The following is a 22,620-nucleotide window of genomic DNA, read 5'->3' on the forward strand; positions in this document are numbered from 1 at the left end:
AAGGAGGGCATATATGGCGCGTCTATCACAAGAGAAAATTAATGAAATTAGACAAAGTGTTGATATTGTTGATGTGATTGGCGAATATCTTTCTTTACAAAAAAAGGGAAGAAACTATGTGGCATTATGCCCTTTTCATGACGATAAAAATCCTTCTATGTCAATTTCACCAGATAAACAGATTTTTATGTGTTTTGTTTGTGGAACAGGGGGTAATGTTTTTACCTTCTTACAGAAATATTTGAAAATATCATACATAGAAGCCGTGAAGAAAGTTGCCGAAATGGGTCATATTGATTTGAGTGATTATCATTTAGATGTCGAAACAAGACCGATTTCTAAAGAAAATGCCACACTCTATCAAATGCACGAGGAGGCACAGAAAATTTATAGTTATTATTTGAATACAAAACTTGGGCTTGAAGCCAAAACATATTTAATGAAACGTCATTTCTCTGATGAATTAATAAAGGAGTTTCAAATTGGTTATGCTCCTTTACAGTCAACATTATATCAAGCTTTTGAAAAACTAGGTTTTCAAGAAATAGATATGGTTAAATCTGGTTTGATTGTAGAATCCTATCAGCATTTTGATCGTTTTCAAGATCGTATTATGTTTCCCCTCTATAATCAGCAAGGACAGGTGGTTGGCTTTAGTGGTCGTATTTATAAACCAACACAGACTGAAAGCAAATATATGAATTCGCCCGAATCAGATATCTTTATCAAAGGGCAGGTTTTATATCATTATCACCAATGTAAAGAAGCTGTTAAAGAAGCAGGGTTTATTTATTTGCTGGAAGGATTTATGGATGTTATTGCGATGTATAAAGCAGGTATTGAAAATACGGTGGCGATTATGGGAACGGCTCTTACCAAAGGGCATATTCAAGCTTTACGTCGTTTAACGCATCATGTTCGTCTTTGTCTGGATGGAGATCAGGCAGGACAGGCAGCAATGGGTAAAGCAGCCAGAGAACTGGAAGAAGCTGGATTTCAAGTTTCCATTGTTGTTTTACCAGATTCACATGATCCCGATGAAATTTATGAAGAACATGGCCAAGAGGGATTACATGAAGCACTTAAAAAGATTTTAAAACCAATAGAGTTTTTAATGGATTTTGAATATCAGAAAATTGATTCACAGAACTATGATGATCGTAAAAATTATTTAGAAAAAATGTGTTATGAAATTGCGAAAATTCATGATCCTATAGATCAAGATTATTATATTCATATTTTATCGAAACAATCAGGTTTTTCTGTTGATTTGATTCATCAACAAATCAATGGTCTACAACCTCAATTTCATCATGAAGTCAATGTTCCTAAAAAAAAGGTAGTTCATTTAAAAGATAAATATCAACAAGCTGAACATGATTTGTTGTTTTATATGTTAAATCATAAAAGCGTAGCTTTAAAATATGAAGCAAAAGCTGGATTTATGTACAATGATCGATATCGTATCATTGCTTCTTATATTATTGACTATTATCGTCATCATAATCAATTAGAGATTGCTGATTTTATTAATAGTATACAAAAAGAAGAATTGATACAAACTGTGATAGAGATTTCTCAATCACCGTTACCTGCAAAATATGAGGAACAAGCTATAGATGACTATATTCAAATGATAGAACAGAATGCAAAAAGAATGAAAAAAGAACAGTTATTAGAACAATTTCGTTATATTTTGGATCCTCAACAAAAGGCTCAAATATTAAATGAAATTGTAAAATTAGGAGGTCACTAAAAAGGAATATGAAAAAAGATATGAAGAAGAAAGCAACACCTGTTACATTGGATGATTTAAAAAATTTAATCAAAGAAACAGCTGAAGCAATGGGTGGAAAGTTATCACAGGATGATTTGGATGCCTTTTTAACAAAATATGATTTAGATGATGAATCAGCAGAAGATTTACTTGCTTTCATTACAGATAATGATATTTTAATTGAAGATGGTTTTGATGCTTTAGATGATCTTGATGATGAACAGCTTATGAGTGGTATGACAAGTGATTTGGATGATCTGGAAGCTTTAGAAGGTTTAGATGATTTGGATAATTTAGATGATTTGGATTCTGATATTGATAATGATGTCAATGATTTAGATTTTGGTGGAGATTTTGATATGTTAACAGGGGATACTGTTAATATGTATAATAATGAGGAAGAAGATGACTCTAATCAATTAGGAAGCAATGTGAAAATTAATGATCCAGTCAAAATGTATTTAAAAGAAATTGGACGTGTGGAATTATTGAGTCATGATGAAGAAATTTCATTAGCAAAACGTATTTTAGATGGTGATGAAGATGCGAAAAAGAAATTGGCAGCAGCCAATTTACGTCTGGTTGTTTCTATTGCGAAAAGATATGTGGGTAGAGGAATGTTGTTCCTTGATTTGATTCAAGAAGGAAATATGGGGCTTATTAAAGCTGTTGAAAAATTTGATTATACGAAAGGATTTAAATTCTCTACTTATGCAACTTGGTGGATTCGTCAGGCTATTACACGTGCAATTGCTGATCAAGCCAGAACAATTCGTATTCCCGTACATATGGTAGAAACGATTAATAAACTGACAAGAGTTCAAAGACAGTTGATTCAAGAACTTGGTCGTGAACCTTCAGCTGAAGAAATTTCAGAAAAAATGGATGGCATGACACCTGAGAAAGTACGTGAAATTCAAAAGATATCATTAGAACCTGTATCTTTAGAAACACCTATTGGTGAAGAAGATGACTCTCATTTAGGTGATTTTATTGAAGATGAAGGGGCTATGTCACCAGATGATTATGCAGCCAATGAATTATTAAAAGATGAATTAAATGAAGTCTTATTAGAATTAACAGATCGTGAAGAAAAAGTATTACGTTTACGTTTTGGTCTTGATGATGGACGTACCAGAACATTAGAGGAAGTTGGAAAAGAATTTAATGTCACACGTGAACGTATTCGTCAGATTGAAGCGAAAGCTTTAAGAAAGTTAAAACATCCATCACGTTCAAAACGTTTAAAGGATTTCTTAGATCGTTAATATGAAACTATCAAAAAGATTACAAGCCATTGCGGACTTGATTATCAAATATAAACATGGACATATTTTAGGGGATATTGGAACAGATCATGCTTATTTACCTTGTTATTTGGTAAGTCAGCATGACTTTTCAAAGGCTTATGCCTGTGATATTGCAAAAGGACCGATACAGGCATCTATAGAAACGATTCAAAGTTATCATCTAGAAAATAAGGTTATTCCATTATTAGGAAGTGGAATACAGCCACTTCTTGATAAAAAAGTAGATATGATCAGTTTATGTGGTATGGGAGGTAAACTGATTGTTGATATTCTCAATGAATATCCTGATTATATAAAAGATCAGCGATTATTCATACAAGCAAATGTTGGCTTGGAAGTTTTACGTGAATATCTGTCTTTACATCATTTTGAAATTCTTGATGAAGATATTGTGAAAGATGCTCATCATATCTATGAAATTATTGTATGTCAAAAGACAACAAAAACATTATCCTATAATGAAAATGATTTCTATTTTGGACCATGTTTAAGACAAAATAAAAATGCTTTATTTTATCAAAAATGGCAAAGACAATTAGAAATTCATCAAAATATATTGACTTCTTTGGAAGCAACACATCCTCGTTTTCAGGAAGTAACACATATGATTGAAATGATAGAAGGTGAAATTAATGAAAGCTAAACAGATTATAGAAATCATGGAAAAGCATTATCCTTTAGAATTACAGGAAGAATGGGATAAATGTGGATTGCAGATTGGTGATCAAGACACAGAAGTTTCAAAGTTAATGGTTGCTTTAAATGCCGATTTACAGACAATCAATGAAGCCATTGAAAAAGGGTGTCAAATGTTAATCACACATCATCCATTTTTATTAGATCCTATTGTGAATATTGATCAGGATGATTTTATGGGTGCATTTATTTTTAAAGCGATTGAACATCATATTGTTGTGTATAGTTCACATACAGCTTTAGATAATGTATCCATGAATCAGTGGTTGATTGAAGCATTAGGGGTTCATGATATCAAACGTGGAGAAGATCAGATTACACGTATAGCCACATTGAATCAACCAATGGCTATGAATGAATTTCTTGATCATGTTCAAGATACATATCATTTAGAGCATTTTCAATATGCTGGGCAGGTAGATCAAGTATCGCGCATAGCCATATGTGGTGGCAGTGGAGCTGATTTTATGCATCAGTTCTATGGAAAAGTGGATGCTTATTTAACCGGAGATACAAAATATCGCCATGCGAAAAATGCGATTGATTATCATCTTTTACTCGTTGATATTCATCATCATGCTGAAAAAATAATGGTTAAAAAATTAAAAGAAGTTTTAGAAAAGGAAGTGAATGTAGAGATAATAGAGGGAAGTTCTCCTGATTATTATCACTACCGTTAAATGATTTTAACAACAATGTGCTATATCCAAAAAGGAAATCAGACATTAATGCTTCATCGCAATAAAAAAGAAAATGATATTAATGGTGGAAAATGGATAGGTGTTGGTGGTAAATTTGATGCTGGTGAAAGCGTGGAAGAATGTATGAAAAGAGAAATTTATGAAGAAACGGGTTTAACTGCGCTAAAGCTTCAGCTTCATGGCTTTGTTGTGTTTCCACAATTGTATCATGGACAAGATGAGGGCATGTTTGTTTATACATGTTCTGAATTTAGTGGCGAACTTCATGAGTGTGATGAAGGTGATCTTCAATGGGTTGATAATGAGAAAATTCCTCATTTACCAATGTGGGAAGGAGATTATCATTTCTTTGAGTGGATTCAAGATGATCATTTTCATAGTGCTAAAATTTATTATCAAAATGATCATGTTATAGAATATCAGGAAAGCTGTTATTAAGGTTTAAAGATGAAGAAAATAATGATTGGTTTGATTGCTGCTTTCTTTTTTATCATTGCTTATTTTTATTTGTCAAGTCAAAAAATTTCACCATTAGAAAAAGAAATAGCCACAGATATTTTTCGTGGAATTCAAGAATCAAAAGAACCATTAGAAGATATTTTCAATCAGAATATTATCGAAGAATCAGTGGATCAGGTTTGGTTAAGGATATCTGAACTCTGTGATTATGGTTATGATTTAGACCAGTTAAATGAATATCAAAGGAATTTTTGGCTGGTGTTTCATTTTCTTGGAGAAACAGGGAATGGTGGTATTGAACAATTTTTTTATAATGGTTATGAATTTGTTGAACCTACACTTCATACTTTACAAACTTTAAAGTTGAATGATAGCTATCAATACTTAAAGAACGCACAGGAAGATTTATCCTCATGAGATTGTAGAAATGTATAGTGACTCGAAAATGTCTGAGTAGTTAAATAAAATAGATGAGCATTACTATAATGATGTAGAAGAAGAATGTTATCATTTTCTTATTCAATATCTTCAAGAATATAAAGATGAATTTATCGACAAATGAATTGATGAAATAACAACTTGAATTTTAACACTCTTAGGAGTTTTTTTTCTTTATAATGTCATTTGCCTTGAGTGGAGTTAAGAGTTCATCTATAATAATTATGGAGGTGGAACATGAAAGATTTGTATTTAATGAGGCATGGTGAAACATTATTTAATCAAAGAAGAAAGATACAGGGATGGTGTGATTCTCCATTAACTAAAAAGGGTATAGAACAAGCTAAAAAAGCAAGAGAATTATTAAAAGATATTCATTTTGATCATTGTTATAGCTCTACGGCTGAAAGATGTTGTGATACACTTGAACTTGTGACTCATCAACCTTATCAAAGATTGAAGGGAATTAAAGAAAGATATTTTGGTGTGTTTGAAGGTGAAAGTGAAGATTTAAATCCTCCTGTTGATAAATATGATGATTTCTTTCCTATTTATGGGGGAGAAACAAGATTACAGGTTATGGAAAGAATGGTAACAACGCTAAAGGATATTATGGAACAGGATGCATGTCAGACTGTTTTGGCTGTATCACATGCTGGAGCTTGTCGTTGTTTTTTATCACATTTAGGGCAACCTGAACAATTATTGAATGGTCAAAAATTAGGGAATTGTAGTATTTTACATTTTCATTATGATCAAGGTCAATTTACATTTGTTGAAATGCTGAATATTTAAGAAATGAAGCACTCTTAGAAGTGCTTTTTATAATGTCGAGATTTGTGTTGGTATTAAAATCATTATATAATGAAAATGGTGAGAGAAATGAAAAAAATATTTTATTTCATATTAACTTTAATAGGGTTGTCTTTGGTTGTAAAAGTTATTCAATATATTATGGTTTTGCCATATTCATTGTTAGAATTAACAGGATTAATAATCTTGTTGACTTTTTATTTATATGTGACTCAATTTATGCATGTCATTATTCATGAAACAGGACATTTTCTGTTTGGAAGATTAAGTGGTTATCAATTGATTTCTTTTCGTGTTTTTAGTTTGATGTGGTTAAAGAAAGATCATCATATTTCTTTAAAGAGATATCATTTAAAGGGAACAGCAGGGCAATGTCTAATGGCTCCACCAGATATCCAAGATGATTCATTTCCTTTTGTTTTATATCATTTAGGTGGATGCTTGATGAATCTGATAATATCATTTCTTTTGATCTTAATTATTGTTATATTTTCTATATCAAACTTATTTTTCATTGTATTTATTATTGTAGGACTATGGATGTCTTTTATCAATGCTATACCTATTTCTATGGATGGTTTTATTAATGATGGATATTATGTTGCTATATTAAAAAAATATCCTGAAACTTTAAAAGCTTTCTGGTTACCATTAAAAGTTTATGAAATGTATGGGTACAATAGACGATTAAAAGATATGCCTGAAGAATGGTTTTGTTATTCTTTTGATCAACATCTTGAAATATGTTTTGTTGTGGAAGCTATGATGTTATGTTATCAAAGGTTGATGGATCAACATCAGTTTAAACAAGCATATGCAATGATTAAATATTTAAATGAACAAAAATTAACACAACTACAGAAAAATATTTTATTATGTGATGCTTTTTATTGTGAAATGATTTTTGGTAATGATTCAAAAGCGATTCCATTATATCAATCATTAAGTATTGATTTTCAAAAAAGTATACAATCTTATTTAGTAGGATTAAGAACTTTATCTATTTATGAAAGATGGGTTGAACATCATGAAAAGGAAGCTTTAACAATTGATCAAAAATTAGAAGCACATCAATCATCTTATCCATATAGTGTTGAAATAGAAATGCAACAAGCTCTTATCCAAAATATAAATTCTTTAAGAACCATAGATTTTGTAGATTTATAGTATTGTAAAAATAAAAAACAGGAGTACAATAATTGATTGTATAGGGAAAGGGGAGAAAAGGATGGATCAGAGTCGAAAATCTACAGATTTAATTTATGGGAGTATAGCAAAATCTATATTCTGGTTTTCTATACCTTTGTTGATAGGAAATTTATTTCAACAATTATACAATACCGTTGATGCATATGTTGTAGGAAATTATGTTTCTAAACAGGCATTAGCTGCTGTGGGGGCATCTTCACCCATTACCAATATGTTAATTGGTTTCTTTATGGGTCTAGCAACAGGAGCAGGTGTTGTTATTGCACAATATTATGGTGCTAACGATAGAAAAAGATTAAAGCAGTCAATTCACAGTTCAGCAGCTTTAACCCTCGTGATGGCTATATTTTTAACGATATTAGGTGTACTTTTGACAAATCCACTTTTACATCTCATTGGTATACCTGCTGATGTTTTTCCAGAATCATCCACATATTTAACGATTTATTTTGGAGGTATAACTTTTGCATTGATTTATAATATGGGAGCTGGAGTCTTACGTGCAATCGGTGATTCCAAAAGACCACTTTATTTTTTAGTTGTTGCCTGTTTAACAAATATTGTTTTAGATTTATTATTTGTAAGAGTCTTTCATATGGGTGTTGCCGGAGCAGCCATTGCGACAGATATTTCTCAAGCATTAAGTGCATTGCTTGTTTGTATTGTTTTGATGAAAAGTGATGAAGTTTATGCTTTAAAAGTCAAAGATATACGTTTTCACTTACCTATTTTAAAACGTATTATCACTATTGGTTTACCAACCGCATTACAACAAAGTATTGTGTCTTTATCCAATGTTGTGGTTCAATCCTATGTCAATGCCTTTGGTTCAGATGTTGTCGCAGGATATTCAGCAACCATTCGTATTGATGGTTTTGTGAATTTACCTTTACAAAGTTTCAATATGGCGATTACAACATTTGTTGGACAAAATATTGGTGCTAAACGTTTTGATCGTGTCAAACGTGGTTCAAAGATTGCATTATGGATGACATTTGCAGTTGTTGGAGCGATGGCTATTTTCTTATTCTTCTTTGGTAAAAATGTTATTAGTATTTTTAATAGTGATCCAGCTGTTGTTGAGGCAGGATGGAAGATGTTATTTGCCTTTATCACTTGTTATATTGTTTTACCAATCGTTCAAATTTATAATGGTGTTTTAAGAGGAGCAGGAAAATCATCAATTCCAATGTATATTATGGTTTTTAACTTTGTTATATTGCGTCAAATTTATTTAGCTATTATGACTCATATCACAAATGATGTGTTCTTTGTATTCTTTGGATGGCCAGTCACGTGGATCAGTGCAGCTATTATGTTTATGATTTATTATCATAAAGTCAAATGGTTACCTGAACAATAAAAAATGCATGTTTCCATGCATTTAATCAAGAATTTTTGTAAAGTCAATAGGTTGCTTATCAAAAGTCTGAGAGTTCGATTCATCAAACTGTTTTAAAAAATCAATGACCTGATTAGTCAGATAGGTTGGTGTTGATGCTCCTGATGATACAGCAGCCTTTTTTTTGCCTTTTAACCATTCAATATTCAAATCATCCAGACATTCAATCATATGAACTTCTTTATTTTGACTGGCAATACTTGCCAGTTTTTGTGTATTGTTAGAATGAGGATCACCAACAATAAAAACAATATCAATATCCTCATCCATATTCTTAATCGCTTCCTGTCTGATTTGTGTTGCTTTACAAGTTTCTTTTTCAATTTGAACATGAGGAAGAATACTTTTGGCATACTCACATAAATCATAGACATCATACAATGACATTGTTGTCTGATTGGTTATGACATATTTTTGATTGGCAGGTATCTTTTGTAAATCTTCTTTCTTTGTGATAAGATGCACTTTTTTTTCATCAATAGAAATAGCTCCCTCTGCTTCAGGATGACCTTTTTTTCCAATATATAAGATTTCATATCCTTCATCAAGTCTTGCTTTTATCAAATCATGCGTTTTAATGACGTCTAAACATGATGCATCAATAATATTTAAACCTTTTTCTTTGGCTTTTTGAAAAACCTTTTCACTTGCTCCATGAGCGGTAATAATAACAGTACCTTCATGGACATGATCTAAAAGTTCTAGACGTGTCAAATGAGGGATATCAATTGTTTGAATACCTCTTTTCTTTAGTGCATCAACAATATATTGGTTATGAACAATCATACCTAAAATATAGATAGGTTGTTTTTCATTTTGAGCATTTTTAGCCATTTGGATGGCACGAACAACGCCTTTGCAGTAACCTCTAGGCGTAATTGCTTTCACTTGCATGTTTTTCACCTCATCAACATTGTAACATAATTTCTTGTGATGATGAAGAAATCTTTATATAATGGAATGAGGTGATAAAAATGCATATACAACAAGTTTCTCAACAACTCAATTTATCTAAAAAAGCAATAATGCTTTATGAACAAAAAGGATTAATTCAGCCTCAAAAAGATCAATATGGTTATCGTGTTTATCAAGACAAAGATATTGAAAGATTAATACAGATTAAATGCTTAAGACAACTTGATTTTTCTATTTCTCAAATCAAAGATATCCTTTTTCATCATCAATATGATATCTTTGATTTTAAAAAAAGAAGAATATGAAAAAAAGATTTTTGAGATGGAAACATCTTTACAATATATTGATGAGGTCAAAGAAAATCTCATGCAAAAACAGTCATTAGAATATTTAAGTCATCACTTAGAACAAGTCAAACAATTGAAAGAAATCAATTCTTCTACCCAAACAATTCTCCCCTTTGAAAAAATAGTGGTGGGGTTATCATTTTTGATTTATGCATTATTTTTATTTGTTGGCGATTCTTTTTTATCTCTTTTTGCTTCTTTCGCTATGCTTTTGATTTTAGCAATCCACTTTTCTTCTAGATTGAGATTGCTTTTATATGAAATCTATCAAAAGTATAAAAAGGAGTTGCTTTACCCTAAGGGCAGGGATATATAATTAAGATGAGGTGAAATGATATGTGGATTTTTTGGACAGTTGTTATTTTGATGATTTTAAGTGTTATGATTTTAAAAGGGTTATGGAATCTTTGGATGCATCAAAGATTATTGCATCTTTTCCGTTATCAGATGGCAAAAAATGATGTAGAGTGGAATCAAGAATATGCGAAAAAACTGAATCAATATGCTTTGACACAACAGGAAATTGATGATTTTCAGTTGTGCCAAGTTTTACAAAAATGTGATTATACTTATACGAATATTGGTAGAGAATATATGTATGGGCGTATGGTTTCAGGAAAATATGAATATCAACTTTTAGAAACTATGATTGAACGTTATAAAGATCAAAAAATTTTATCACATACTTTATATGAATTATATCAGTTAAGCAAAGAATATGATCGTTGTTTAGGATTGTTTGATCATCATGATGTTTTTACATTATGGGAAAAAAGATTGATTCAAGTTTTAAGTTTTGGTCCACTTTTATTTCTTTTAGCATTTTTTGTGTTTGGTCACAATATTTGGCTCCCTTTTTCTTTATATCTTGGGATAATGGTTGCTTTACATACTTATTTTAGTCAGCGTATACAAACAATAATGAGTGAAACCATGAGTTATTGTTGTATGGTTGAAACATTTTCACGTCTTATCAATCATCATGTTTTTCCAGAGTCTATCATTCAAGATGCCCTTTGTTTTATAAAAAAAGAAAAAAGATATACTTTTTTGACACGCATGATTTCTAAAGTTTCAAAAATTGATGTCTTTTATTTCACCCAAACTATCCAAAGTTTTCTTTTTATATCTTTACACCAGTACTTTACGCTTTTAAAACATCGCCAAGATATAGAAAAACATATGATGTTGATTTATGAGTATATTGGTATCGCTGATTTAGCTTTAAGTGTCTTGTTGTTACGTGAACATGAACAGACATGTTTACCAGTATTTGTTGATGAGAAAAAAATATCGTTTGTCGAAGCATATCATCCATTGATTAAAAATCCTGTGAAAAATAGTTTTACAACATCTCATTCATGCATGATTACAGGCTCAAATGCTTCGGGGAAATCAACGTTTTTAAAAGTGATAGGTGTCAACATGGTTATGGCAAAAACTTTACATACTTGTTTTGCTGATGAATGGATATGTTATGATTTTACGATTCATAGTGCTATCCATATGAAGGATGATTTAACATCAGGTGATAGTTATTATGTCAAAGAAATTAAAACATTAAAAACGATGATTGATGATGTGAAAGTGAAAGATTGTCTTATTTTTATTGATGAAATACTAAGGGGAACAAATGAAACAGAACGTGTCATGATTTCACAGGCTATTTTAAATTATTTATTTCAATCAACATCCATTGTTTTGGTAACAACCCATGATTTATCATTAGTTGAAAAATTTCAAGATATTGATCAATACTGTTTCCGTGATGCAATTATCAATCAACAGCTGTCTTGTGACTATAAAATTCATAAAGGACGTTGTACAGTAGGGAACGCTATCGCATTATTGGAAATTTATGGTTATCATCAAGATATATTGTGTCAATTAAAAAAGCCTAACTAGGCTTTTTTGTTGGATACATATTTTCAAATGGCTGTGTTTCCACATGTACATTTTTATCAATATCTTCATCTATATCATCAAATTGCATACTTTTCACAGCTTTGACAACACGAAAAGCTGTTTTGGCATTGTGTAAAACAGGCTGCAACTGATGAATGATTGGAATGAGTTGATTAGCTGTATATAATGTTTTTTGAGCAGTTTGAATTGTTGAAGCTAAATTCATTTGATGAAGTGAATATCGCATAGATTGTAAAAGAGATGGTTTTTGATACATCATAGGATAATATGGATAAAAATCATAGGGTGGATATTGTGGATACATAGTGAACACCTCCTATGTTAAGATATGCCAAAAGAAAAAAGATGATACTTGTGTCTTCATAAAGAAAATTATGATTTTTTATACCTTTAGTTTGTCAATTAAAAGATTGATACTACTGCCTAACATGATATAAATAATTCAATATACAAGACAAAAAAATGTTACAGAAATAATATTATCATTTTTACATGTTGATATCATTTGAAAAGAAAGCAGAAATATTGTATATAATCGAGTTGTCATGATTGATATCTTTTCTTTGATAGATTCGTTAAAGAAAAGATAAGATTGTATCAAAGTTTTTTGCATTTTTATTTATTTTAGTGTATAATCATATGGCTTAAAGGAGGCGATATTATATGAAATTATTTGAACAGTATCAATTTCAACCTTTTATCAAGGAAACATTACAAAAACTACAGTTTCAAGAACCAACAAAAATTCAAAAAGCTGTTATTCCTCTTGTGTATAAACATCGTGATGTCATTGGTATTTCGCAGACAGGAACAGGAAAAACACATGCTTTTTTAATACCTATCATGGATATGATTGAAACATCAATGGATTGTGTTCAAGCAGTTATTACTGCACCAACAAGAGAACTGGCACAACAAATCTATGAACAAGCCAAAATATTTATTGAGTTTAATAAAGATTTACGAGTTTCTTTAATTATTGGTGGGAAAGATAAACAAAAAACCATTTCAAAGTTAAATGTTCAACCTCATTTAGTTATTGGAACACCGGGTAGAATTAAAGACTTATCTTTAGATGAACAGGCTTTAAAGATTACAACAGCAGATATATTCGTTGTTGATGAAGCAGATATGACTTTAGAATATGGTTATTTAGAAGATATTGATGCAGTACTGGGAAAGATGAAAGACAATTTGCAGATGCTTGTCTTTTCAGCAACCATTCCTCAAATGTTAAGACCTTTCCTTAAAAAATATATGGATGCACCAAAAATCATTGAAATAGATGAACATCTTTCTACATCACGAAATATTTCCCACTATTTATTACCAACAAAACATCGTGATCGTTATGATGTGTTAAAGCGTCTTATTGATGTGATTGATCCTTATATTTGTATTATTTTCTGCAATAAACGTGAAGAAGTTGAGAAACTTAGTCACCAGTTACGTGAAGATGGTTATAAAGTTGGAGAAATTCATGGAAATCTGGAACCAAGAGAAAGACGTCAGATGATGCGACGTATTCAAAACATGGAATATCAATATATCGTGGCGACAGATATTGCCGCAAGAGGTATTGATATTGATGGAGTCAGTCATATTATCAATATGGAATTTCCAACTGAACTTGATTTTTATATTCATCGTAGTGGTCGTTGTGGTCGAGGAAAATATACAGGTGAATGTTATAATATGTATGATACATCTAATCAATCTATTGTTGAAGAATTGGAAAAGAAAGGGATTCATTTTGAAGTTAAGGAATTAAAGGGACAACAATTTGTTCAAACAAAAGAACGTCAAAAACGTAAAAATCGTGTGAAACATCAAACGGAACTGGAAAAGAAGATTTCAGCTATTGTAAGAAAGCCAGTGAAAGTCAAACCGGGATATAAGAAGAAACGTAAAAGACAAATTGAAGAAATGGTTCATAAAGAAAAAAGAGCTATTATTAAACAGGATATCAGAAGACAGAAAAAAGAACGTGCAAAACAGGCACAAAGAGAAAAAAGAGAAAGAGAGGCACAATAATGTTGAAAATTGGAAGTCATGTTTCCATGAGTGGAAAAGAGATGTTATTGGGTTCTGTTAAAGAAGCTGTATCTTATGGTGCAAATACTTTTATGTTTTATACTGGAGCACCACAAAATACTGCTCGTAAGCCTGTTAGTCAATTGCGTGTTGAAGAAGCAAAAGAATATATGAAAGAACATCATATATCAATTGATGATGTGGTTGTTCATGCACCTTATATTATTAATCTAGCTAATACTGTTAAACCTGAAACATATGAACTTGCCGTGCGCTTTTTAAAAGAAGAAATTGCCCGATGTGAAGAAATCGGTGTCAGTCGTCTTGTTTTGCATCCGGGTTCTCATGTCAAAGCTGGAGATGAAGCAGGATTAAAGCAGATTATTAAGGGATTAAATGAGGTTTTACGTGAAGATCAAAAAGTTCATATTGCTTTAGAAACAATGGCTGGTAAAGGCAGTGAAATGGGAAGAACGTTTGATCAGATTCAATATATGATTGAAAATACAAAGCATAGTTCATTATTAGGTGTTTGTCTGGATACATGTCATATTCATGATGCGGGTTATGATTTGACACATTTTGATGATATTTTAGAGGAATTTAATCAGAAGATAGGATTGGATCGTTTACTTGTTGTTCATGTGAATGATTCTAAAAATGAGCGTGGTGCTCATAAAGATCGTCATGAGAACATTGGTTATGGTTATATCGGATTTGAAACATTGAATCAAATTGTCCATCATCCTAAATTAAAAGATGTTCCAAAGATTCTTGAAACACCTTATATTGATGGAAAAGCACCTTATCGTGAAGAAATAGAGATGTTTATGCATCAGACATTTAATAGTGGTTTAAAATAACTATTGAGTAATACAAATATTTTTTGACAAGTGAATTCACTTGTCAATTTTTTTATATAGTTTTCTAGAATAAAATGATATTGTTCATGTGCTAAAGCATATTGATTGTTTTTAATCATATTGAGAATGCTTTGTTGTGTAGATTGGTCTAGTTCAATATCAAATTCTTTTAAAAGAACTTGAAAATCATTTAATTGTAGTCTTGATATATACTCATTATTTTGATTTCTCATGTTTGCCTCCTTAAATATATCCTATGTTGACTCAAGAAAAAAAGAACACTTTTTTGAAATAAGCTTGAAGTGATGATAAAAAATATGATAGAATATGGACGTTTTTAAAAGAAAGGATTTAGATTATGAGTAAAGTTAATCAATTAGGTAATTATAAAGGGATTGAAGTGACAATTTCTTCACGTCAAGTCAATCAAGAAGATGTAGAAAGAGAAATTCAACAGTTATTATCACAAAGAAGTCAACTTGTTGAAAAAGATGGAACAGTAGAAAACGGAGATGTCACAACAATTGATTTTAAAGGATTAAAAGATGGTGTAGCTTTTGATGGAGGGACAGCTGAAGGATATCAGTTAGAAATTGGTTCTGGTTCTTTCATTCCTGGTTTTGAAGAACAAATGATTGGTATGGCCAAAGGAGAAACAAGAGATTTAAATCTGACTTTCCCAGAAAATTATGGGGCAAAAGATTTGGCTGGAGCAGATGTTGTTTTTCAAGTGACAGTTCATCATATTGCTTCAAAAGTCAAAGCACAGCTTGATGAGGAATTTGTAAAATCATTACAAATTCCAGATGTGGAAACAGTAGATGATTTGAAGATGAAAATTCGTGAAGGTTTAGAAAATCAAAATATTCAAGCTTTAAATGCTGAAAAAGAAAATAAAGTTTTAGGTGTATTAATTGAAAATAGTGATGTAGAAGTAGAAGATGAAGATATTCAAAGAGCTTTAGATCAACATGTTCAATATGTAACAAATGAATTAGCAAAACAAGGAATGGCTTTAGAACAATATCTTCAAATGATGTCAATGGATCAAGATGCTTTACATGCTCAATTAATGCCAGCTGCAAAACAACAAGCTATTTTTGAAGCAATTATTGATGAAATTGTTAAAGTTGAAAACTTGATGACAAGTGATGAAGATGTTGATCGTCAAGTTGATTTAATGGCACAACAATATCAAATGGATAAAAAAGATATTTTAGAAAAAATTGATTTAGAAGGATTAAGACGTGATTTAAATCGTATTCAAGCAAGTCAATTGATTTTAAACAGTGCAAAATTTATAGTAGAGTAAGATTGTCTAAGGGCAATCTTTTTTAATAAGAGTTTCATTTAAAAATGATATTTTCTATGTATGTCGTTTAATAGAATCTATTTCTCAAACAATTGGACTTCAAAAAAGTTAGACTGTTGATACATTAGCAGAAAAAAATGAAATCATCTGTATAAATTTGTAGAAAGATGAGATATTTTTATGAAATTCGTCAATATTTGACTACTTTAATATGACAGAAATTGGATGATTAAAAGTTTTGGGTGAATCAAGATTCTGTCATTTATGATTGTAATATATTCTCGTAAGCATAAACCATTCATTGAGTTTTAGCAAGATTCATGACATCTTACATGATATGATTACTTTGCAACAAAAGTTTGATATGTTTATTATTTTAAGATATTTAAATATCCACAAAAAATTCACTTTTTCTCCACAAAATATACAAATTTATTTGCATAATTATGAATGTGGAGAAATGATATATATGAAAAAATATTTTGTATTTTTAATGACTATTATCATGTTATGTGGATGTACACATAATAAACAATACGACAAGGATTTTCAGGTTGGATTTATTATAACAACTGAAAAGAAAAAAGATTCTGATATTGTTTATTTGGACAATGATCTTAATGAGATTTATAGACAAAATGAAAAATTGCCGACTTTAGGTGATTCTATGAATATTCCAATGATTAAAGATGGTAAAATGACTCTTGTTCCTAATGGATTGTATCTTGATAATAATGAACAAAAAGTTACATCGTTAGATTTTAAAACTGGGAAATTGGAAACGTATGACGTTCCAAAATTTAATATATTAAATGCAATAATTAAAAATGATTATATATACATTAAATAATAGTAATGGTATAGAATATCTAACATTATCAGATAAAAAAGGTCATATAATAAAAGAAATAACGGATAAAGATTATATTATGACTGAAATTCTTGATTATAATGATAAAATATTAGTATTTAAGAGCATAAATAATGAAGAACATATTAAATCATATATATGTGTTTATGATTTGAATCTTCATTTGATAAAAGAAATCAATATTTCTGATTATGGTTATAGTCAATCAAAACCAATAATACATAATCATAAATTATACTTTGTTAATTCTTCAGATAATAATCATTCAATTGGAATCCTTGATTTAGACAATGAGCAATTAGAAAAAATAGAACTAGATATGATTCCTAATGAAATAGCCATTTTTAAAAATAAATTATTTGTATCTTCTGGCATTCACAGTCAACAGGGTAATAAAATTTGTATTATACAACTCGATGATAGAAAAATGAAAATCGTAGAGGTTAATACATTTATTGATAAAATGATTTCTAACCAAGATGGTATATATACAATGTATTCAGAAGATGGAAAAATAGATATTAGAAAATATGATTTGGATTCATGTAAAGAATTAAACAAAGCAACATTTCAATATGATAGCAATACTCCATATTATGCATCAATGTTATTTTCTAACCAATAAAATAAATTAAGCTGTATCAACGAAAATAAAGTATATTTTCGAAGGTACAGCTTTTTAATGACAATGAAAAAGGTGTATCAAATCATAATTAAATATCCATAGCAAACTAAGAAATTTTAAAAATAATAGTATCTATCTTTATTAAAATGAAAATATTTTGAAACAAAATATAGAACTTACACATTATTGTGCTAAAACTGTTTATAAAATAGCTAAAGCTTTGGATTTAACAGTAGAGTATTTAATAGAAGATACTTTAAGATGTGATTTTGAGTTATTTAAAAGTAATGTTTGTCATAAATTCAAGGAATAACAGATACAAACTTTGTTGTAGAGCTTTTAGAAAGTAATCAGATTAGAATTGATTATGAAAAAATGGTATCCTGAATTTTTTTATTTATTAGCGACTTTGGATTATATTTCTAGAATAAATAATATTCCTCTTTGCAAAGAATATAACGATATAAAACAGAATAAGCTTAAAGTCGTACTTTATCCAAGTAGTATTATTGCTATATTTTTAGAAATGCAAGATGAAAGTTTCAAAGAAAAAGCAATGATTTTTTTCATCATTGCTTCTCAACCATTTTTAATATTTCTTCTTTTAAAACTGAAACCATATCTTCTTGTTTTACTTTTTTAATAATTTCTCCTTTTTTAATAAGCAGTCCTTCTTTAACACCACCAGCAATACCAATATCTGCATGTTTGGCTTCACCTGGACCATTGACAGCACATCCCATAATCGCAACCGTAATATCGCTATGAATGTTATTTAAGAAATCTTCAATTTCATTAGCGACAGGAATGAGGTCGTATTGAATACGTCCGCATGTTGGGCATGATACCAGTGTAGGCACATGATCAATCAGTTCTAATTCTTTGAGTAATGTTTTGGCAACTTTGATTTCTTCAACGGGATCGGCACTTAAAGAAACACGAATTGTATTTCCAATTCCCTGATAAAGTAATGTTCCAATACCTAAGCTTGATTTAATCGTTCCGCCAAGCTTTGTTCCTGCTTCCGTAACTCCTATATGTAATGGACAATCGAAAGTTTGACTGGCAAGAGTATAAGCTTCTATTGTAAGTAAAGTGTTAGATGATTTTAATGAAATCGCATAATCATGAAAATTGAGTGACTCCAAAATATCAACGTGCTTTTGAGCACTTTCAATCATCCCTTGTGCAGTTGGTTTGCCATATTTTTCTAAAATATCTTTTTCCAAAGAACCACCATTGACACCAATGCGAATAGGAATATGATGTTTTTGACATGCTTCCACCACAGCTTTGATTTTATCCATAGAACCAATATTACCCGGATTAATACGAATTTTATCAATACCATTTTCAATAGCTAATAAAGCTAAACGATAATCAAAGTGAATATCGGCAATTAATGGGATATGAATTTGTTTTTTAATGTCTTGAATAGCATAAGCATCCTCTTGATCAAAGATAGCAACTCTTACCATTTCACAACCTGCTTTTTCTAATGCATGAATCTGTTGAACTGTTGCTTGAATATCTTTTGTTTTGGTATTGCACATAGACTGGATAATGACATGATTATTTCCACCCATTGTGATATGACCGACTTGAAATGATCTTGTTTGTGTTCTTAACATAATCTTACCTCGTTTCTTTTTTTATTATACACGAACTTCTTTAAAAAATAAATGAGTTGTAATGGAATCTTACTAAGTGCAGATTTTGACATCAAATTATCTAATAATGATTACGTTCAGTATTTTATGAATAAATATGATATAGTGTAAAAATAGGAGAGGATAATTGTGGTAGATTTAAAAGAAATATTGGATTTTAAAGATCAACATCTTGTGGATGAATTATATAAAAGATTAAAGGAAACAGAAGAATATGAGCATTTAGAAGAAGTTTATGTTGACATCACTCACAAAAATAAGACAAAAATGCAGATGTTTCAATATCAATATGCAAAGGTTATTCAAAGAGTATGGGATGTATTGAATATTATTGGGTGGATCTTTTTTGCATGTCTTTTTATTATATGTGGTGCATTTATTAGTGCTACTTTTGTGAGTTCTATTTTAACTACAAGTCATGTTTTTGATGGAATTTATCAGTTTTGTTTTGATTTAGGTGTTTCGTTACAAAAAACTGTTTTTCCTGCATTATCAAATCTTTTTAATTATACAGAACAATCAACATCATTTTTGTTTTGTGTTCTAGGTTTAACAATCATTTTGATTTTATTTTATACATCATTATATATATGGAGTCTTTTTAAAAAGAACGATCCTAAGAAAAAGAAAAGAGAACTAAGTTTAAAAGATAGCTATCATTATCTCAATTGTTGTGAAGATGATACATGGTTATATATCAAATCATCATTTGAAAAAAGGATTCATAAAAGACATCGCAAGGATTTTTTTGAATTTTATTATCAAGCTTATCTTTTGATTGCAAAACATCATGAAGATATGAAAGGAACAATCAAAGATTTAACAAAACATGAACAGATGATTTTATGTTTAAGAACATGCACCAATACGATCAAAAATATCTTAGGAAGTATGGCTATGCCAATGTATATTTCATTTGCCTTGCTGATCTTTTATCAGCAAAATTTTAATGCAGTCAGTAACTTGAAACTTAAAACAGTTTTAGAGATGATTCCATTTGGAAATATTTTCTATAATTGTTTAGATATATGTTATCATATTATGTCATACTTTCCTGTTTCTAAGTATTTTGCAGCGATTGATTTAGAATTAGCAATGGTTATTTCTTTTTGTATATGTATGATTGTTGTTTGGAGTTTATATACAATTTTAAAGACTCGTCTTCAAGAAATCAAAAGACAATATTTACGACGTATTCAATTTTATTTGAAACAACATCAAGGTATTTATAAACCAAAACAGAAATATCCATCTGAATATTTATATGGGGTGCAGTTTACTTTCTTCTTGTTTTTTGTAGGAATAATGATAGGGATATCTCAGTTTTTTATTGCATCTCTACCTTATCCTTTAGAGGATATACGTATTATTATGGAACATCGACAAAACGTTTTAAGACAAATTCAACCCTATGTTGAAAAAGAAAATCATATTTTAGGAAATTGGGATGAGTATTTTTCAGATACATATGCAACCATTGATTCACTGACAGATATACAAGTGACAGGTACACATAATGTAAGCGCAAAATGAAAAAGCCCTATTATCAATCAACGACATTGATTATAATTAGAGCTGTAATAAATTGACAATTTATATATGTATGATTTACAGGACACGACTAAAAGATCGTATCTCTACGATTTTTTAGTCAGATATGTATTATCAGGCAATTCTTTTGACCATGGCATATAATTATCAAGGGCTTCTTCATCATTGATATCTATTTCTGTCAATGATGACAAAAGATAGTTAAAATATTCATAGGGATTGAGATTGTTTAGCTTTGCAGTTTCTATAAGTGAATATAAGGCAGCGCTTGTCTGTGCTCCCTGAACCGTATTGGTAAACAGCCAGTTGCGTCTGCCTACACAGAATGGGCGTATCGCATTTTCTGCTCGGTTGTTTGATATCTCTATTCTCCCATCTTCAAGGTAGACTCTTAGTTTTTCTTCCTGGTTGATGCTGTATTTGAGTGCTTCACTTAACTTTGTTTTATCCACTGCAACTTTTGAACATTCCCTGACATCTTCAAAGAAATCATCAACCAGTGGTTTTGACTGAACCTGTCGAATTTGCCTGATTTCTTCATAGCTTCTGTCCGCGTTTTCCTTTTCAATTTGAAAAAGCTTGTTGATCTTATGAAAAAGCCTATAGCTGGCAGTTTGTTTGAGATCTACCCCAGCAGGCGCACTGTCTAGTGCTTCCTTATATTTTCTACGACAATGAGCCCAGCATCCCATGTGTGTAATGCCTTCAAGTTTCTCATAGGCCTGATAGCCATCCGTCTGAAGTATATGATGATAGCCTTCCAGATGCTTCTGGGCATGCTCGTGTCCTCTTGTATTTTCGTATATGAAAACAACTATCTGCTTCTCCTCGCTGCGTCCTGTCTTGTATACCCACATATAGGATTTTGTGGTTGCCTTTTGATGCGGTGCCTTTAAAACCTGAACAGACGTTTCATCTCCGTGCAGGTATTGACTTTTTAACAGAACCTTATGCATATGACTAGCGATTGTCCTGAAATATTCATCATGCAGTTTGATCATCCAGTTGGCCATCGTCTGTCTTGACAGCTTCAGCCCCATCTGATTGAACATGACTTCCTGTCTATACAGAGGCAGTGCTTTGTTGAACTTGTTATCAATGATATATGACAGAAGTGATGGCGATGCAAAGCTCTTGTATATGACCGGTTCCTTCATGGGTGCCTTGTATATTGGCGATTGAACAGCTTCCCTGTCACATCGATCGCACGTATAGACATATTGAATATGTTCAATGACTTCATATCGTGCAGGATGGTAGACAAGCTCCTTTCTTTTGTTTTCGCCTATCTTTCTAAGCAGTGCACCACATTCTGGGCAGCTTTTATTGTCAATATCATGAATGACCTTCTTTACTGGCAGTGATGAAATATCTATTCCTCTCTGTCTGCTTTTTCTTTTTCTTCTGTATGTGATTTCTTCAAGTTCCGGTTCCTGCTTGATTGGTGTGGATTCTAGTTCAATTTCATCAAAAAGAGAAATCTGATTAGGAAGAACAGTCTTTTCTGAAGATGAACCAAAAAGCTTCTTCTGCTGAAGCTTGATCTGCTGACTGTACCAGTTCAGCTGCTCAGTCAATGCTTCAATCTTTTTATCCTTTTCATTGATCATCTTGATCAGTTCTTCCTGACTTAGATTTCTCAAGTTCATGACATCTTCACACCCCACATTACATGATTTCAGCTGTTTCGTATTATACCAT

The 22,620-nt window shown here is 30.8% G+C and carries 23 protein-coding genes; 18 read left to right on the top strand and 5 right to left on the bottom strand.

The genetic code is table 11. The annotated features are described in order from the left end of the window. Positions 1–13: 13 nt before the first annotated feature. The 9 genes from dnaG to ACGHJ8_RS04505 all read left to right on the top strand — a co-directional run bounded on the left by dnaG (position 14) and on the right by ACGHJ8_RS04505 (position 8,766). Entirely contained in the window at positions 14–1,756 is a 1,743-nt protein-coding gene (gene dnaG, locus ACGHJ8_RS04465; RefSeq protein ID WP_390541928.1) for a DNA primase, read from the top strand. Between the two features lie 8 nt (positions 1,757–1,764). Next, positions 1,765–3,045: an RNA polymerase sigma factor RpoD gene (gene rpoD, locus ACGHJ8_RS04470; RefSeq protein ID WP_087358081.1), complete on the top strand. Its 1,281-nt coding sequence runs from the start codon at positions 1,765–1,767 to the stop codon at positions 3,043–3,045. Position 3,046: 1 nt separating this feature from the next. Then, on the top strand, positions 3,047–3,730 hold the full coding sequence (locus tag ACGHJ8_RS04475; protein WP_211965127.1) for a class I SAM-dependent methyltransferase: 684 nt from the start codon (positions 3,047–3,049) through the stop codon (positions 3,728–3,730). Next, positions 3,720–4,463 carry a Nif3-like dinuclear metal center hexameric protein gene (locus ACGHJ8_RS04480; protein WP_390541931.1) on the top strand — a complete coding sequence of 248 codons (744 nt, stop codon included), beginning with the start codon at positions 3,720–3,722 and terminating at the stop codon, positions 4,461–4,463. Before ACGHJ8_RS04475 ends, ACGHJ8_RS04480 begins: the two co-directional genes overlap by 11 nt. Continuing rightward, positions 4,464–4,922, top strand: coding sequence for an NUDIX domain-containing protein (locus ACGHJ8_RS04485; protein ID WP_390541933.1), 459 nt, complete (start codon positions 4,464–4,466; stop codon positions 4,920–4,922). It abuts the gene before it with no gap. A 9-nt stretch (positions 4,923–4,931) separates the two neighbouring features. Next, positions 4,932–5,360, top strand: coding sequence for a DUF4375 domain-containing protein (locus ACGHJ8_RS04490; protein WP_390541935.1), 429 nt, complete (start codon positions 4,932–4,934; stop codon positions 5,358–5,360). A 258-nt stretch (positions 5,361–5,618) separates the two neighbouring features. Continuing rightward, positions 5,619–6,176, top strand: a complete 558-nt coding sequence (locus ACGHJ8_RS04495; protein ID WP_390541937.1) for a histidine phosphatase family protein — start codon at positions 5,619–5,621, stop codon at positions 6,174–6,176. Positions 6,177–6,263: 87 nt separating this feature from the next. After that, a complete protein-coding gene (locus tag ACGHJ8_RS04500; protein ID WP_390541939.1) occupies positions 6,264–7,361 on the top strand; it encodes a hypothetical protein in 1,098 nt (365 codons plus the stop codon). Between the two features lie 61 nt (positions 7,362–7,422). Next, entirely contained in the window at positions 7,423–8,766 is a 1,344-nt protein-coding gene (locus tag ACGHJ8_RS04505) for an MATE family efflux transporter (RefSeq protein WP_390541941.1), read from the top strand. 21 nt (positions 8,767–8,787) lie between these two features. On the opposite strand, the gene ACGHJ8_RS04510 is transcribed toward ACGHJ8_RS04505, so the two are convergent. Continuing rightward, positions 8,788–9,699 (bottom strand): 4-hydroxy-3-methylbut-2-enyl diphosphate reductase, encoded by a 912-nt coding sequence (locus ACGHJ8_RS04510; RefSeq protein WP_390541943.1) that lies wholly within the window; start codon positions 9,697–9,699, stop codon positions 8,788–8,790. An 80-nt stretch (positions 9,700–9,779) separates the two neighbouring features. Between ACGHJ8_RS04510 and ACGHJ8_RS04515 the strand changes: the two genes are divergently transcribed. From ACGHJ8_RS04515 to ACGHJ8_RS04525, 3 genes are read left to right on the top strand one after another with little or no spacing between them, the layout of a single operon-like run. Further along, a complete protein-coding gene (locus ACGHJ8_RS04515) occupies positions 9,780–10,025 on the top strand; it encodes a MerR family transcriptional regulator (protein ID WP_390541945.1) in 246 nt (81 codons plus the stop codon). A 16-nt stretch (positions 10,026–10,041) separates the two neighbouring features. Continuing rightward, the gene (locus ACGHJ8_RS04520; protein WP_390541947.1) at positions 10,042–10,383 is read left to right on the top strand and encodes a hypothetical protein; all 342 of its coding nucleotides are present in this window, start codon (positions 10,042–10,044) and stop codon (positions 10,381–10,383) included. Between the two features lie 20 nt (positions 10,384–10,403). Beyond that, positions 10,404–11,972, top strand: a complete 1,569-nt coding sequence (locus tag ACGHJ8_RS04525) for a hypothetical protein (protein WP_205089237.1) — start codon at positions 10,404–10,406, stop codon at positions 11,970–11,972. Here the strand turns inward: ACGHJ8_RS04525 and ACGHJ8_RS04530 are convergent. Next, positions 11,965–12,297 (bottom strand): hypothetical protein, encoded by a 333-nt coding sequence (locus tag ACGHJ8_RS04530; RefSeq protein WP_087358093.1) that lies wholly within the window; start codon positions 12,295–12,297, stop codon positions 11,965–11,967. The two genes, ACGHJ8_RS04525 and ACGHJ8_RS04530, sit on opposite strands and share 8 nt — an antisense overlap. 359 nt (positions 12,298–12,656) lie before the next feature. Between ACGHJ8_RS04530 and ACGHJ8_RS04535 the strand changes: the two genes are divergently transcribed. Together ACGHJ8_RS04535 and ACGHJ8_RS04540 are read left to right on the top strand one after the other, a co-directional pair. Beyond that, positions 12,657–14,027 carry a DEAD/DEAH box helicase gene (locus tag ACGHJ8_RS04535; protein ID WP_087358094.1) on the top strand — a complete coding sequence of 457 codons (1,371 nt, stop codon included), beginning with the start codon at positions 12,657–12,659 and terminating at the stop codon, positions 14,025–14,027. Between the two features lie 2 nt (positions 14,028–14,029). Next, entirely contained in the window at positions 14,030–14,890 is an 861-nt protein-coding gene (locus ACGHJ8_RS04540; protein ID WP_390542413.1) for a deoxyribonuclease IV, read from the top strand. On the opposite strand, the gene ACGHJ8_RS04545 is transcribed toward ACGHJ8_RS04540, so the two are convergent. Beyond that, the gene (locus ACGHJ8_RS04545; RefSeq protein WP_205089235.1) at positions 14,863–15,123 is read right to left on the bottom strand and encodes a hypothetical protein; all 261 of its coding nucleotides are present in this window, start codon (positions 15,121–15,123) and stop codon (positions 14,863–14,865) included. The two genes, ACGHJ8_RS04540 and ACGHJ8_RS04545, sit on opposite strands and share 28 nt — an antisense overlap. Before the next feature lie 125 nt (positions 15,124–15,248). On the opposite strand from ACGHJ8_RS04545, the gene tig reads away from it, so the two are divergent. From tig to ACGHJ8_RS04560, 3 genes are all read left to right on the top strand, one after another. Next, positions 15,249–16,202 (top strand): trigger factor, encoded by a 954-nt coding sequence (tig, locus tag ACGHJ8_RS04550; protein WP_087358097.1) that lies wholly within the window; start codon positions 15,249–15,251, stop codon positions 16,200–16,202. 469 nt (positions 16,203–16,671) lie between these two features. Then, positions 16,672–17,052 (top strand): hypothetical protein, encoded by a 381-nt coding sequence (locus ACGHJ8_RS04555; protein WP_390541950.1) that lies wholly within the window; start codon positions 16,672–16,674, stop codon positions 17,050–17,052. A 79-nt stretch (positions 17,053–17,131) separates the two neighbouring features. After that, positions 17,132–17,698 (top strand): hypothetical protein, encoded by a 567-nt coding sequence (locus ACGHJ8_RS04560; protein ID WP_390541952.1) that lies wholly within the window; start codon positions 17,132–17,134, stop codon positions 17,696–17,698. Positions 17,699–18,267: 569 nt separating this feature from the next. On the opposite strand, the gene ispG is transcribed toward ACGHJ8_RS04560, so the two are convergent. Beyond that, the gene (ispG, locus tag ACGHJ8_RS04565; protein WP_087358100.1) at positions 18,268–19,329 is read right to left on the bottom strand and encodes a flavodoxin-dependent (E)-4-hydroxy-3-methylbut-2-enyl-diphosphate synthase; all 1,062 of its coding nucleotides are present in this window, start codon (positions 19,327–19,329) and stop codon (positions 18,268–18,270) included. Between the two features lie 168 nt (positions 19,330–19,497). Between ispG and ACGHJ8_RS04570 the strand changes: the two genes are divergently transcribed. After that, on the top strand, positions 19,498–20,901 hold the full coding sequence (locus ACGHJ8_RS04570) for a hypothetical protein (RefSeq protein ID WP_390541955.1): 1,404 nt from the start codon (positions 19,498–19,500) through the stop codon (positions 20,899–20,901). Positions 20,902–21,005: 104 nt separating this feature from the next. Here the strand turns inward: ACGHJ8_RS04570 and tnpC are convergent, their stop codons facing one another. After that, positions 21,006–22,568, bottom strand: a complete 1,563-nt coding sequence (gene tnpC / locus ACGHJ8_RS04575) for an IS66 family transposase (protein WP_390539562.1) — start codon at positions 22,566–22,568, stop codon at positions 21,006–21,008. Positions 22,569–22,620: the final 52 nt, after the last annotated feature.

The sequence above is a fragment of the Massiliimicrobium timonense genome (assembly GCF_042850985.1).
Taxonomy (GTDB): domain Bacteria; phylum Bacillota_I; class Bacilli_A; order Erysipelotrichales; family Coprobacillaceae; genus Allocoprobacillus.